14 protein-coding genes are annotated in these 14,228 nt (G+C 39.7%); 5 read left to right on the top strand and 9 right to left on the bottom strand.

Annotation, left to right across the window (positions count from 1 at the left end; genetic code table 11):
• Positions 1-323: 323 nt before the first annotated feature.
• From M1G14_RS03525 to M1G14_RS03505, 5 genes are all read left to right on the top strand, one after another.
• Positions 324-740, top strand: a complete 417-nt coding sequence (locus M1G14_RS03525) for a helix-turn-helix domain-containing protein (protein ID WP_225305933.1) — start codon at positions 324-326, stop codon at positions 738-740.
• A 218-nt stretch (positions 741-958) separates the two neighbouring features.
• Positions 959-1,474 carry a DUF308 domain-containing protein gene (locus M1G14_RS03520; protein ID WP_070464525.1) on the top strand — a complete coding sequence of 172 codons (516 nt, stop codon included), beginning with the start codon at positions 959-961 and terminating at the stop codon, positions 1,472-1,474.
• Between the two features lie 503 nt (positions 1,475-1,977).
• Complete coding sequence (locus M1G14_RS03515) at positions 1,978-2,820, top strand: aldo/keto reductase (protein WP_070465251.1); 843 nt, start codon at positions 1,978-1,980, stop codon at positions 2,818-2,820.
• 303 nt (positions 2,821-3,123) lie between these two features.
• Positions 3,124-4,269: a low temperature requirement protein A gene (locus M1G14_RS03510; protein WP_000209242.1), complete on the top strand. Its 1,146-nt coding sequence runs from the start codon at positions 3,124-3,126 to the stop codon at positions 4,267-4,269.
• A gap of 573 nt (positions 4,270-4,842) precedes the next feature.
• Complete coding sequence (locus M1G14_RS03505; RefSeq protein WP_247926289.1) at positions 4,843-5,373, top strand: hypothetical protein; 531 nt, start codon at positions 4,843-4,845, stop codon at positions 5,371-5,373.
• Positions 5,374-5,570: 197 nt separating this feature from the next.
• On the opposite strand, the gene M1G14_RS03500 is transcribed toward M1G14_RS03505, so the two are convergent.
• The 9 genes from M1G14_RS03500 to M1G14_RS03460 all read right to left on the bottom strand — a co-directional run bounded on the left by M1G14_RS03500 (position 5,571) and on the right by M1G14_RS03460 (position 14,214).
• Positions 5,571-6,278 carry an ABC transporter gene (locus M1G14_RS03500; protein WP_247926288.1) on the bottom strand — a complete coding sequence of 236 codons (708 nt, stop codon included), beginning with the start codon at positions 6,276-6,278 and terminating at the stop codon, positions 5,571-5,573.
• Complete coding sequence (locus M1G14_RS03495) at positions 6,275-6,955, bottom strand: ABC transporter ATP-binding protein (protein ID WP_247926287.1); 681 nt, start codon at positions 6,953-6,955, stop codon at positions 6,275-6,277. The genes M1G14_RS03500 and M1G14_RS03495 overlap by 4 nt, the downstream gene beginning before the upstream one ends.
• A 289-nt stretch (positions 6,956-7,244) precedes the next feature.
• The gene (locus M1G14_RS03490; protein ID WP_141754465.1) at positions 7,245-8,549 is read right to left on the bottom strand and encodes a sensor histidine kinase; all 1,305 of its coding nucleotides are present in this window, start codon (positions 8,547-8,549) and stop codon (positions 7,245-7,247) included.
• A 13-nt stretch (positions 8,550-8,562) separates the two neighbouring features.
• Positions 8,563-9,297 carry a response regulator transcription factor gene (locus M1G14_RS03485; RefSeq protein WP_195529156.1) on the bottom strand — a complete coding sequence of 245 codons (735 nt, stop codon included), beginning with the start codon at positions 9,295-9,297 and terminating at the stop codon, positions 8,563-8,565.
• Positions 9,298-10,080: 783 nt separating this feature from the next.
• Complete coding sequence (gene groL / locus M1G14_RS03480) at positions 10,081-11,706, bottom strand: chaperonin GroEL (RefSeq protein WP_247926286.1); 1,626 nt, start codon at positions 11,704-11,706, stop codon at positions 10,081-10,083.
• Between the two features lie 21 nt (positions 11,707-11,727).
• The gene (gene groES, locus M1G14_RS03475; RefSeq protein WP_024055367.1) at positions 11,728-12,009 is read right to left on the bottom strand and encodes a co-chaperone GroES; all 282 of its coding nucleotides are present in this window, start codon (positions 12,007-12,009) and stop codon (positions 11,728-11,730) included.
• A 129-nt stretch (positions 12,010-12,138) separates the two neighbouring features.
• Positions 12,139-12,432 (bottom strand): hypothetical protein, encoded by a 294-nt coding sequence (locus M1G14_RS03470; RefSeq protein ID WP_003004348.1) that lies wholly within the window; start codon positions 12,430-12,432, stop codon positions 12,139-12,141.
• A gap of 101 nt (positions 12,433-12,533) precedes the next feature.
• Positions 12,534-13,388, bottom strand: coding sequence for a PTS system mannose/fructose/sorbose family transporter subunit IID (locus M1G14_RS03465; RefSeq protein ID WP_037585172.1), 855 nt, complete (start codon positions 13,386-13,388; stop codon positions 12,534-12,536).
• Positions 13,372-14,214 carry a PTS mannose/fructose/sorbose/N-acetylgalactosamine transporter subunit IIC gene (locus M1G14_RS03460; RefSeq protein WP_003004789.1) on the bottom strand — a complete coding sequence of 281 codons (843 nt, stop codon included), beginning with the start codon at positions 14,212-14,214 and terminating at the stop codon, positions 13,372-13,374. Before M1G14_RS03460 ends, M1G14_RS03465 begins: the two co-directional genes overlap by 17 nt.
• Between the last annotated feature and the right edge of the window lie 14 nt (positions 14,215-14,228).

The following is a 14,228-nucleotide window of genomic DNA, read 5'->3' as shown; positions in this document are numbered from 1 at the left end:
TCCGATTAGTCTCGCACTGATATTTATTGATAACAACACTATATTTCTAGTATAGCATAATCATTAGATATTATAGGTTTTCAAACCAAATGAGAGTCATTCGTTTTTGCCCCATTTTTAAATCATGACATTGGAAATACCTAAAAGTACTTCCCTAAAATCACTTATATTTCAATATTTTTAATTACTCTCAATATGAAAATCCTTTCCAAATCCATGCAGGGGGCATCTAATTCAACAGGAAAAAGCCTTGATTTATAAGGCTTTTTTGCTTGTCTATAACTGATTTGCCCCATCATTTGCCCCACATTTTTTTATGAGCAATCTTTCCAGACATCTCTGATTACGAAAAACAAAAAAGCTATCCTACCTTTGCAAATTTGGATAAGATAGCAGAATATTTTAATGCAACTCCAACCCAACTATTTGGAACTAGTAAAGAGATTGAGTTAGAAAAGAGTGTTCTTGAATCTAATGAATACTCTGATAAAGTAAGTGAGATTTTAAAAGCTGTCAAATACATCGAAGATTTTCTAGAAACTGATGGACAGTACTTAGAGGATTTACTTTACTTAACAAGAGGCAACCAACTATACACAGAAGATGGAGATGAGTTGTATATTGATCCAACTTCTCAGAAAAGAACACTTCATAACCAATATGAACCTGGTTTTATTGAAGCAAGGGATAAATCTCCACTAGAACTCTTAATTGAAAATAAGGAATTGTTTGATAAATAGAAAAAGCGAGGATAACCTCGCTTCAGATTGAAGTTAAAATCTTTAGAAGACACTTTTATAAGGACTTTGTCTTCAATCTGTGAAAAGGAGTGAAAACTCCTTTTCTTTTTGTAAGTCAGACTGAAACTTCCAAATTGTTTATTTATTTTATTGACATTTTCTATAAAAATAAGTATAATAGTTTTATTAGCAAACTATACTATATAGGGGGTATTGAAATGAAATTTTCTAATCGTTTACTGCTATTCCTTGCAGGAGTTGTTTTTGTCCTTTTAGGACTTTTCCTATTTACAAACCCAGTAGCTAATCTTGTTGCTTACAGCTGGTGGATTTCATTTGGTTTACTGGTTTCTTCTATAGCAGCTATTTTAGGCTATTTCTCTGCACCAAAAGAGCTTCGCTCACCTGTTTATCTTTTCCAAGGATTTGTTAGTCTTCTCTTAGCTCTTTACCTCGTTGCTTATGGCTTTGTGACCCTGCCGGTCGTCATTCCGACCATTGTAGGAATTTGGTTAATTGTAGAAGCCATTATTGCTTTCTTTAAAGGCAATCGTCTAGGATTGATTTTCCCTATTATGGGTAGCAATATCACGTGGGTAGCCTTGCTTGAATTTTTACTAGGTCTAGTGATTCTGTTCAATCCAGTGGCTACAGGTGTCTTTGTCGTTTATGTCATTGCCTTTTCATTTTTAGTTACTGGCTTCACCTACATTATTGAGGCCTTTCGTAAATAGTCTAGTTGCTATTTCTATCGCATTCAAAAAAGCTGGGAAATCATATTCTCAGCTTTTTCGTCTCTTTAATTATCACTTTTTCGCATTCCATTCTACGTAGAAATTTGTTTTTCCATTTTATTCTCCAATTTGATCTCGCACTGACATTTATTTATAACAAAACTATATATCTAGTATAGCATAATCATTAGGTATTATAGATTTTCAAACCAAATGCGAGTCATTCGTTTTTCCCCACTTTTGCCCCATTTTTAAATCCTGACATTGAAAATACCTAAAAGTATTTCCTAAAATCAGCTATATTTCAATATTTTTGTTTATTTTCAATATGAAAAGTTCTTACAAATTCATTCTCTTCCCAAGTAATAATATCTCCAAAAGCTGTTACGAACAGCGGAAAAAGAAGTAAGGAACTATTCATAATAATAGCCGTAGCAAATCTTTGCATTTTTGCCTTATCTTTTTTAAGATAGTACTATTAAAAAAAAGAAAAGGTGAAAATCGTGGAAACATATACACTTGCAAATGGGGTTGCTATTCCTAAAATTGGTTTTGGAACTTGGCAAATTGCTGAAGGCGAAGAAGCCTATAACAGCGTTAGCTTCGCACTTAAGGCGGGTTACACACATATTGATACCGCACAAATTTACGGTAACGAGGTTTCTGTAGGTAAGGCGATTGCTGATAGTGATTTGGCACGTGAGGATATTTTCCTAACTACCAAACTTTGGAATGATAAGCACGATTACGAGTTGGCTAAGACTTCTATCGATGAGTCTCTCGAAAGACTTGGTGTGGATTATTTGGATCTTTTGCTTATCCATTGGCCTAATCCAAAGGCGCTTCGTGAGAATGATGCTTGGAAGGCTGGCAATGCGGGTGCATGGAAGGCTATGGAAGAAGCCTACAAAGAAGGTAAGGTGCGTGCTATCGGTGTGTCAAACTTTATGCAACATCACCTAGAAGCTCTTTTTGAAACAGCTAAAATTGTTCCACATGTCAATCAAATCCTCTTGGCTCCAGGTTGTGACCAAGAAGACTTAGTTGCCTATTGCCAAGAGCGCGATATCCTTCTTGAAGCCTATAGTCCACTAGGTACAGGTAGCATTTTTGCAAATGAAGATGTTGAAGCAGTGGCTGAACGTAACGGTAAATCTGTGGCACAAGTTGCTCTGCGTTGGAGCCTTCAAAAAGGTTTCTTGCCACTACCTAAGTCTGTGACACCTAAAAATATAAAAGCTAACTTGGATATCTTCGGCTTCGACTTATCAGAGGAAGATATGGCAGTCTTGGATAAGATTCAAGGCATCAAAACTCAGGATGATCCTGACACAGTTAATTTTTAATAGGATTTTAAGCAACCCATCAGGGTTGCTTTTTAGTGTGTTTCTTTAGATTTGCTATGATGAAACTATCATTTTTTATTTATAGATGGGAGTTACGTAATGGAGTCTCGAAATCTTTTGCCTCAGAATACACGTACTTCATTACCAATCATCAAACACTCCGCCTGTAAGCTGGTACATGAGGTAAATGTGCTCCAAGATTTTGACAATTCGCGCCACATGAAATTATTTAAGCATATCCTTTTCTCTCATTACCATTTTCTGTTATAATGTATTGTATTTCTAAAGTAGAAAGGTATTAATATGACAACTCTTATTAAGCATAAACGTGTAGAATTTTCAGAACTATTTTATGACCTAGTGTTTGTTTTTGCAATTTCAAAAGCAACTGCTTTAATTCACCCTCTTCATAGCGGTGTTGTGGCTTGGGATTCTTTACTTGATTTCTTCATCTCTGTCATGGTTATCATCAATTCCTGGATGATTCAAACCATTTATACCAATCGCTATGGAACAAACTCGTTATTTAACATGGTAATCATGTTTATCAACATGGGACTTATGCTCTTTATGTCCAATATGATTGGATACAATTGGCAACAATGGTTCTATTATACCTGTTGGGCTGTTGGTACATTGACCCTTACCTTATTTTTTCAATATTTGGTTGAATTTTTTAGAAAATCAACCGATAATACTGATCGGGAAAGTATCAAAGGTTTTCTATGGTTAACAGGTCTAGGAAGTTTAGGAGTCTATCTGGCAGCTCTTTTTCCTATTTACGTTGGAGTCTATATCTTTATTGCTAGTATTCTGCTAACATTTATTGTGCCAATTTTCTTGATTACTAAAGATGAGCATTTCCAGGTAAATCTTCCCCATTTAATCGAGCGCGTCTCCCTTCTTGTGATTATTACGTTTGGAGAGATGGTTGTTGGGCTAGCTAGCTTCTTTACAGTCGAGAATTTCTCGATTTATTCGGTTCTCAATTTCGTTATCATGCTTTCCCTGTTCTTGTTTTATTTTGGCGAATTTGACCATGCTATTGATGAAGGATCTAGTCAAAAGGGATTATTTGTAATTTATAGTCACTATCCTATTTTCATCGGGCTTATGTTGATGACAGTTTCGATGGGTTATCTCCTGAATCCCGAGGCTAATCTTCTCGTTGCAATCAGCTTCTTTTATATCGGAATTGGCCTCTTCCAAGCTGCTGTCCTAGCAAATGGGCCCTATAACAAAAACTATCTTCGCTATCCGAGAAGTTACTACTGTGCTCAAGCGACACTCTATCTGGCTGCCTTGATTCTCTCTTTGCTTTTCGCTTCTAATCCTATAACAGTGTTGAGTATTGCAACCATTTTTACTCTAGCTATAGCCATTCATTTTATTTATTTTTATGTGACACAGAATAAAAAATATTCCAAATCTAACTGGGGGTTCTTTTAATGAGTTTATAACATAAAAAAGCTTTGGGAACCAAGGCTTTATATGATATCAATCACCGACCACGAAAATGTTTAGCTTACAGAACTGCTAGTGAAGCTCTAGAGGATGAGTTCGAGTAAATGTTGCACTTATTCTTGCAATTTATCATTTACTTGATGCACGAACTCGATATTTTTTTCGTTAATTTGTTTTTGCCCCACTTTTGCCCCATTTTTAAATCCTGACATTGAAAATACCTAAAAGTATTTCCCTAAAATCAGCTATATTTCAACATTTTTGTTTATTTTCAATATGAAAAGTTCTTACAAATTCATGTAGGGGGCATTTTTTTATGCACAAAAAGCCTTGAAAACCAAGGCTTTTTTGCTTGTCTCAAAAGTATTTGGCTCATATTTTTATACACTATAATGTAGCGTACGAAGATAGAATATCCTGCATCATTGTTATTCCATTTAAAATAAAAAAGCACCTTTGAACCCTAGCAAACATTTGACAGCTCTTCATAGAATCCGCTATGATAAGGGTACTTGAAATTCCAAGTTTTCGTTGCATCTTAAATGTAAGGAGTCCAAAATGAAAATCTATTATTCAAAATATGTCGGATATGGCTCTCTGGCTTTTGCCTGTGCGCTCTTTATCCACTTAGCTTTTTTATCGGTCCTAGGTTTTGAGGGTTTTCCAAAAATCACTTTTATCACTCTCATTCAGATCCTTTTATTGTTAATTGCGGTCTATGCAACCATTGCTGGGATCAAAAGGCTGACTAATCGTCAGATCGCCTTTGAACTGACTTCTGATGGGATCCATGCTTATCAGGGAGTGATTCTGACAAAAGATATCTTTATTCCCAAGGAAGATTTGGTAACTGCAGCTTATAAAGAGGTCGATGTTAGTGACCCCGATCACCAAAATAGTAAGAGTTATTTCATCGAATTTCAACTGAGGGACAATACAGCACTAGAAAATCTCTCAAAATCGAATGTCATCATTAACACAGAGCACCATACCGTAAAACTCTTCGTCAATCTTTGTAAATTTAAGGAAGAAGATTGGCAAGATCTTTCCAAGTACTTGACGGACGAATACCGAATAACCGTTTTATAGCAAAGAAAAGAGAGTGGGACAGAAATCGGTAATTCGTTAGAATTCGATTTCGTCGTCCCACCTCCGCACAGTTGAGTAGGGCTGTAAAAGCTGATGAAATCAGCGTAGTAGAGCCCACTCAACCACTGCGTCTTGCTCGACAATCCAAAAACAATTGAGAGGCTAGGACTTTTGTCCCAACCTCTTTTTAACTGCTCTTAGTTCCCCATTTTTCCTTTGGGTACGAGCAGATAGAAAAATAGCAAATTCAATCCAAATACGGCAACAAAGAGCGCTAATTGGGTAGGATCGATCGTTTGTTTCTCCGTCAAATCTTGGATCACCTTTGTATAATAATAGCCTGGGAAAGCCCGTTGTAGCTTGCCAACTAAGTCCATAAATCCTCCACTTGCGCCAAGCGTATCAAAGGGAATAATGGTCATGGCTGCTAAAATAATAACTGGAAAGCCAATGGTATCAATCGTCTTGGCATCTACCCTCACCCCAAGTACAAAGCCAATCACACTAAAGTAGATCCCCATCAAGGATAAGAGGAAAAATTGTACCAACAGGCTAGTCGTCACTGGAAAGTGAAAACCTAGGACAGCAACTACTAGCACCGCTAAAAAGATCAAGCTGTTCAGAATCAGTTGTACGATGCTTTGATCCCATAAATAGTTCTTGACACTATAGCTTGTAAAGTGGGATTCAAAAGAATAAAACCCGATATCTGAGGCGATCCGCTTACTAAAGGTTGCAAGGCTATTGCCAATGACCCCGATAAATACGGCAATACCTAATAAAATACTTGGCGAAACCCCTTTTTGAAGCTGATAAAAGAAGATATACCACCCTATGGGTAAAATAATGGTGAATAATACAAAGCGCTTATTTCGTAAAACTTGTTTTAATTGAATCTTTTTCATGCTTGTTCCCCTCCTTTATTCATCTCTTCTCGGAAATACTGCTCAATGGTTTGACCAGCCTGGTGAATATCCTCAACAGCCTTTGTTGCAGCAATTCGACCATCTTTTAAAATCAATACTTTTGTAAAAAAGGCATCAATTTGGTTAAAATCATGGGTCACCACAACAGATGTAAATTCTTGCTGCTCCAGCAATTTCCAAAAATTATCCACTGCTTCCAAGTCCATGCCAGTCGTTGGCTCATCTAAAAAAATCAACTTTGGATGATTCAAAATGGTTAACAACAAGGACAAGCGTCTCTTTTGACCACCGGAAAGACTTCCCACCATCTGCTCTCTTGATTCTCTTAATTCGACCATCTCTAAGAGTCCATTGATATCAGCCTGCTTCAGCTGATTCATCCGGCTTTTTAATTCAACGAATTCAGCAAGGGTTAGATCCTCGATAAGCAGATCTCCCTGAGGCATCATCCCAATTTCCCTTTGAAAATCAAGCGAAGTCTTTATCGTCCCCGAATTAGCCTGGAGCTGCCCAGCGATAATGTTGAACAGGGTGCTTTTACCTGCTCCATTATTTCCCAGCAAGGCAATTTTGTCGCCTTCTTCTATCGAAAAAGACACCCCCTTTAATACAGCTTTCTCCTTAAATGATTTTGTAATAGATGCTACCTGAAACATACGATCCCTCTTTTCTTATTGATCTTGTGTCCATTATACTTCAAGGGGAAAACCTTGGAAGCTCTCTGTCAGAATCGGTCAAAAAATCGTCGTGAATGGTCAAAAAAGAGGCTGGGACAAAAGTCCTAGCCTCTCAATTATTTTTGGGTTGTCGAGCAAGACGCAGTGGTTGAGTGGGCTCTACTACGCTGATTTCATCAGCTTTTACAGCCCTACTCAACTGAGCGGAGGTGGGACGACGAAATCGAATTCTAACGAATGACCGATTTCTGTCCCACTCTCTCTTCCATTATTCCTTCCAAAAGGTCAAGCTCTGAGTAAATCGGTAGTTTGAACTCTTGGTAGACACTGTCGTTTTGGGATATTTTTCCAGTAATTGTTGGATCTTGTACAAGCCAAGACCGCGGCCATCTCCTTTACTTGAGTAGTCCTTTTCAAAAATTCTCGCCAGATCTATTTTTTCAGCTTTTGTACTATTTTCAACTATTAAGGTGAGGGAGTTTTCCTCCTGGAGCATGACAAGAGTCAGCTGTGGGTCATCTGATTCAAGACTCGCTTCAATAGCATTGTCACAAAGGATGGATAAGAAGGTGATGAAATCTAAAACCTCGATGAATAGATCACGAACAGGTTCATCGATCTCGACAGAGATCCCAATCCCTTTATTTTGAGCTTCCAACAATTTTGCGGACAGAACACTTTTTACAGCTGGATTTTCGATGTGACTGAGTTTGGCAATATCAAACTTGCTATCGTAAAATTGTTGGCCACTCTCTCGGAGAACATTCTCATAGACTTCCCTGATCGCATTGAGGTCTTCGTGCTCAATACTTAATTTGAGACTGGTTAAAATATTCAGGTAATCATGACGAAAGGCACGAATCTCCCCGTAGAGCATTTCGACGTGTTGGCTATAGGTGGCTAACTCCTGCAGTTGCCTATCTTTTTGTTCCAGAATCTCTTGTTTCAATCGTTCTTTGGACACTGCATTGAAATACAAGAGCATCACAAAAAACAAAATCAAATAAATACTATTTAACTGTTTCCGCAAAGCATCTGCATGCGGAATAATATCCTCAAAAACCACCAGACCTACAACACTGAGCAAATACACAAACATGGAAAGATCCATTGGGAGTAAGAAACGATTAAAATACTGCCGTTGAAAGCCTACTTTTAGATCTGTAAAATCTAGTTTTAACAATTTAGTGATTCCTATATAAACAGGAAAGACCAGCAATTCAAGTAGAGCATCATACCAGCTGACAGATGCCTCACGAACAAGTACAATCCCTAGCATCGGAAAGACATAAAAGGCTAAGAGACGCCCAATGAGACTCTCCACGACAACCGGGTAGAGCCCATAAAAAATGTTCAAGAGGTGTCGTATGTTACGATTTCGATAGAAACTATAGGCAATAAATACTAAGAAATAGCCAAAAAAGCCTACCGGTGGCACAAGGGTAAAGACGACTGCAAAGAAGAAAGGGCACAAAAAGAGCCAGCGCCAAGCGAACTCTTGTCTACTGATATGACGATAGATCAGCATGCTGACGAAGAACTTTAGGTAAGACATTAGAATATCTAACAGCAATTCCTTCTCCCTTCTATTTTTTCAAAGCTTCCAGTAAGCCTCTATACTTGGTCCGTGAGATCAAGCAATTGTCCCCATTTTCAAAAAAAGCTTTCTTGGCTTCCTTATCAATCTTCGTAATATTTTGTGGATTCACCACAAAGGAGCGGTGGCACCGATACAAGCGGGGATCTGCTTTTTCGATATCGGCAATACTAGCGTAAAATTCCAAGCGCTCATCCTGGGTGTGTAAAATGACCTTGTGAATAGTTGGAGACGTTTCAACATACAAAATCTTATTAAAGGGAACTTGTACACGCGCCATCGCACTCTCAAATGTAAAAGCATCTTGTGCAATCGTGGTCCCAGCTTGCTCCAAGGTATAATCGATGGCTGAGCTGATTCTCTCTCTGAACTCTTCCTCACCCAGCGTTTTATCGATAAAATCCAAGGCGGCTACTTTGTACTGAAAGGTAATGGGCATGAATTCAGAGTGAGTGGTGACAAAGACAATGGTCGCATGGGGGTCTTTCTTACGAATATCTTTTGCAATCTCCAGACCTTTTTTCTCCTCACCTTTAATCTCGATATCTAAAAAGAATAGGTGATGAGCGCCTCTCTCTGTGATAGCATCTAGCAACTGGCTTGATTTCCCAAACACTTCTGGCGCTTTGCATTGCAAGGACTTCTGAGCGATAAGTTCCTGCAAGACCGATTCGATTCGTGATTGCTGGATCCACTCATCTTCTAACACAAAAATCTTCAACAAAGTCTTCACTCCTTCCCCTCGACGAATATGTTCTATTTTACCATAAATAATAGCTGCTGAGCCACTCTTTCAAAGTAGACTCAAAAGGCATTCTATCTTTTTCTCCTTAACAAGAAAAAACTCTCCCGGAGGAATCCGGAAGAGCTTGCGCAAGGGGAATTTGAAAAATATTTTTTAATATGAAAAAGGTCGATAAAATCTACACTATGTTCAAACTCTCATTTTACTAACAGCGATATTACGATCAAGTTTTATTGTCAATAGACATGTATGTGGGAAGTTCTCCCCTTGCAACAATGTAGACCTGTGATCTACTCTTAATAGTATACACTAGAATTATTACAAAATCAGTTAATTTGTATTGCAATTTGTTGGCAAATATTCCTCCGCCTGAAAACACAACAAACGCTTGATTCCCAAGCATCTACGCAAGTCCTCTTTAACTAGTATTTATCATTTCTGTTACAAAATTTAAAATAAAAATATTATTCCATAACAAATGAAAATCCCAAAGCACGATAAAAAGGGAGCGAGACAGAATGAGTTTTTATAAAAACTCGTTCGTTGTCTCGCCCCCGCAAGGCTGATTAGAGCTCTTCCGAGCTTAAGAAGCGAAGGGAGAGCACAATCAGCTACTGCGTCATTCAGCTCACCCTATGATTGGTCGCGAAGATTAGAAAGAATCTTCCACTCCCCTTAAGCTAGTAAGATGATTAGGTAGGCCGCAACATAGCGGCTACCGTCCAATGATTCGGTGCTTTAGCACCAATCATTGGTATCAGGTTACATCATCCCGCCCATCATGCTTGGATCCATTCCTGGTCCTGCTGGGGCTGCTGGTTCTGATTTGTTGGCTACGACTGCTTCGGTCGTCAAGATCAGACTCGCTACGGAAGCGGCGTTTTGAAGGGCTGAACGGCTCACTTTGACAGGGTCGATGATTCCTGCATCAATCATATTCACCCATTCACCTGTTGCGGCATTGAAACCTGTTCCGACTTCGGCATTTTTCAAGCGATCAATCACAATAGATCCTTCGTAACCGGCATTGTGGGCAATTTGGCGCACCGGTTCTTCCAAAGCACGAAGAACGATATTGCGTCCGGTCGCTTCATCTCCTTCTAATTCAAGGGCTGCGACCGCAGAGATGACATTGACAAGGGCTGTACCACCTCCGGCAACGATCCCTTCTTCAACGGCTGCGCGAGTCGCATTAAGGGCATCTTCGATACGAAGTTTCATTTCTTTCAATTCTGTTTCTGTTGCAGCACCGACCTTGATTACGGCAACACCACCAGACAATTTAGCCAAACGTTCTTGTAATTTTTCACGGTCAAACTCAGAGGTTGTGGTTTCGATTTGTGACTTGATAACAGCGACACGGTTAGCGATCGCTTCTGGGTTACCAGAACCTTCGACAATGACAGTACTGTCTTTATCGACTGAAACTTTAGCTGCTTGACCAAGTGCTTCAATGGTTGCATCTTTCAATTCCAAACCAAGATCGTCTGTAATGACTGTACCACCTGTCAAGATGGCAATGTCTTCTAACATGGCTTTGCGGCGATCTCCAAATCCTGGTGCCTTGACAGCTACGACATTAAAGGTACCGCGGATCTTGTTCAAGACAAGTGTTGGAAGAGCTTCGCCATCGACATCATCAGCGATGATCAAGAGTGGACGGTTGCTTTGAAGAATGCTTTCCAACAATGGCAAGATTTCTTGGATATTTGAAATCTTCTTGTCAGTGATCAAAATGTATGGATTTTCAAGGTCTGCTACCATTTTTTCATTATCAGTGACCATGTATTGTGAAAGGTAACCACGGTCAAACTGCATTCCTTCAACGACTTCCAGTTCTGTCTCCATTCCACGAGATTCTTCAATCGTGATAACCCCATCTTTGCCAACTTTTTCCATGGCTTCAGAGATGTACTCACCAACTTTTTCAGAACGAGAAGACACAGCAGCTACTTGAGCAATCGCTTCCTTGCTCGATACTGGGATCGCATTGTTTTTCAAAGCTTCTACTGCTGTTGCAACAGCGGTCTCAATCCCACGACGTATGCCAATTGGGTTAGCACCTGCAGTGACGTTTTTGATCCCTTCACGGACGATGGCTTGAGTCAAAACCGTTGCGGTCGTTGTACCGTCACCTGCGATATCATTGGTCTTAGAAGCCACTTCTGACACCAATTTAGCACCCATATTTTCAAAATGGTCTTCCAATTCGATTTCTTTTGCGATGGTCACCCCGTCATTTGTGATCAAGGGTGAACCAAATGATTTTTCAAGAACCACATTGCGACCTTTAGGGCCCAACGTAACTTTCACTGTATCTGCTAAGACATCGACACCACGGACCATTGCAGAACGTGCATCAGATGAAAATTTAATATCTTTTGCCATTTCTCTTACCTCTTTCTTCTCTTACTCTACAATTGCAAGAATGTTCGCTGTTCCAACGATGGTGTAGGTTTCTTCCCCATCTTTCACTTCAATTCCTGCATGGCTTTCAACCAAAACGTGATCTCCTGCTTTTACAGCTGGGGCGATGAGTTCGCCACTTAGGGTACGCACACCTTCACCAACGGCCACTACTTCAGCTGTTTTTGTATCAGCCTTGCTCGCACCGGCGAGGACAAAACCTCCAACAGTCTGTTCTTTTTCTTCTACTTTTAAGACCACACGGTCTCCTAATGGTTTTAACATGTTCATTCCTCCATACGTGTTTTTAGCACTCTCTATACGTAAGTGCTAACTTATGTTTCTATTGTATCACTTGGTCAGAAATAGTCAAGAAAAAAACACCTCAAAAATAGATGAGATGTTTCTAAAATATCAATTTAAAATTGTCAATTTTTGATTGAAATCGTCGATCACTTTTTGAAGATTGATCCGCCCGCGGTAGATGCCATATCCAAAAACAATCATGCCTAAAATTCCAACCAAGGCTAGTAAAATCCCGAGGATCAAGAGTGGGAGGAAACTTTTGTGAAAGAGATAGATCAATACCACACCAATACTGGCAATGATAAAGAGTAAGCTGAACCAACGACCAAGGTTTTCAAGCATGTGGCGTTGGTACTTGATTTCTGTTTCATATCCATTGACAAGTTCTTGTTTTGTAACCATGGGATTCCTCCTGATAAAAATTGAGAATGAAGTGCAAGTAAAGGAGGTCAATTCACTTCATTCTCAAAAACTCCTACTAGCAAATTCGTTTTTTCTTTTCCTTAGTATTTAAGATGTGGGTCGAAGATACCAAGGGCAACACCGATCAAAGCAACTACAACGAGAAGTAACATAACTTTGTTTGGTGAAATTTTTTTCTTAGACATCAACCACCAGCAAAGGGTGATGAAGGCTGCTGTCAAGAGACCTGGATAAACACCATCGATCTTTTCTTGGATGTTCAAGAAGACTTTTCCTTCAGAATTCTTGAATTGAAGGGCTGTTGTAACAGATACCCAAGTAGCTGCTACGGCACCGATAACCATACCACCGACAACGCTGATCGCTTTACGAAGAGCTTGTCCTTTTGGTCCTACAAGGAATTCAACGGCTTTATCCCCTAATTGGTAACCTTTGAAGAAGGCAAAGCGCATACCAAAGTAGACTAAGAGGTTCCATACGACGATGTAGAAGAGGGCACCAGCGACGTTACCACCTTTAGAAAGGCCAAGGGCAATCCCCAAGAGAACTGGAATCAAGGTACCAACGACCAATGAGTCACCAATACCAGCGATTGGTCCCATCAAACCGGCACGCATACCGTTGATGGTTTCGCCATCCACTGCATCTCCGTTTGCACGCGCTTCTTCCAAACCAGCTGTGATCCCTACAACAAGAGATCCAAGTTGTGGTTCAGTGTTGAAGAAGGCCGTATAGGTTTGCATAGCATCCTTTTGTTCTTCTTTTGTGTCATACATTTCTTCTACGATTGGAAGCATAGAAGTCAAGTACCCGAAGGTTTGCATATGTTCTTGAGAGAAACAAGTCAAATGACCATAATACCAATGATGGAATGCTTTTGCTAATGTTTTCTTTGAAATTTTCTTTCTATCAGCCATTTTAAATATCCTCCTCATCATCGTCTTGGTCCACCACTCCGGCTGGAGCAGCTTTCATCGATTTGATCACTTCAAGTTCATAGTAGATTACTGCAAAGATTAATGAAACAACGGCACTGGATACCAAGTTCAATCCGAGAGATTTCGCCAAGGTAAATCCAACAAAGAATGGAATGAAGTCAGTTGCTTCTGTAACAATTTGTTTCAACAAGATGGCAATACCGACACATGGGAGAAGAGCACCGACTGTAAAGAGGGCTTTCATCCAGTAACCATCCATAGGAAGGTATTGTTTCATCAAATCAACCATGTTTTCACCGTATTTGGTGATAATCATTGTTGGAAGGAAAGAGAAGAGGAAATGAGAGATCCAAGGGTAAACCCAGTCAACTGCGTAGAGTTTTTTGAAGTTTCCTTCTTCAACGGCTTTCCAACCAATGTGTTGCCATACCAAGTTCATAGTAGCGGTACCGTAGAAAAGAACTGTACCGATTGTCCCAACGGCTGCACCGATTGGAGCTGCAGCTGCGGCGATTCCTGCTTCATCTGTGATGTTATTGGCATGCACAAACAAGATAGCAAGAGGAACACCGATGTAAGAGATGGCACGCACATCGGCAGATACGGTACCACCAGGTGTTACCAAGGCGATATAAACGACTTGAAGGGCAACCCCGACCATAATACCGGTTGTCACATCTCCAAGAATTAAACCTGAAATCAACCCACCGATCAAAGGACGACCGAGTGTATAGTTCCCGATACTGGAACCCCCCATACCAGGCATTGAAGACAAGCTGGCGAAAATACCAAGCAAGATTGCTTGAATCCATGAAATTGTCATAACAAACGCTCCTT

The sequence above is a fragment of the Streptococcus parasanguinis genome (assembly GCF_023109675.1).
GTDB lineage: Bacteria > Bacillota > Bacilli > Lactobacillales > Streptococcaceae > Streptococcus > Streptococcus parasanguinis_I.
Note: the sequence above shows the minus strand (reverse complement) of the source record. Positions and strands in the feature narration are given on the sequence as shown.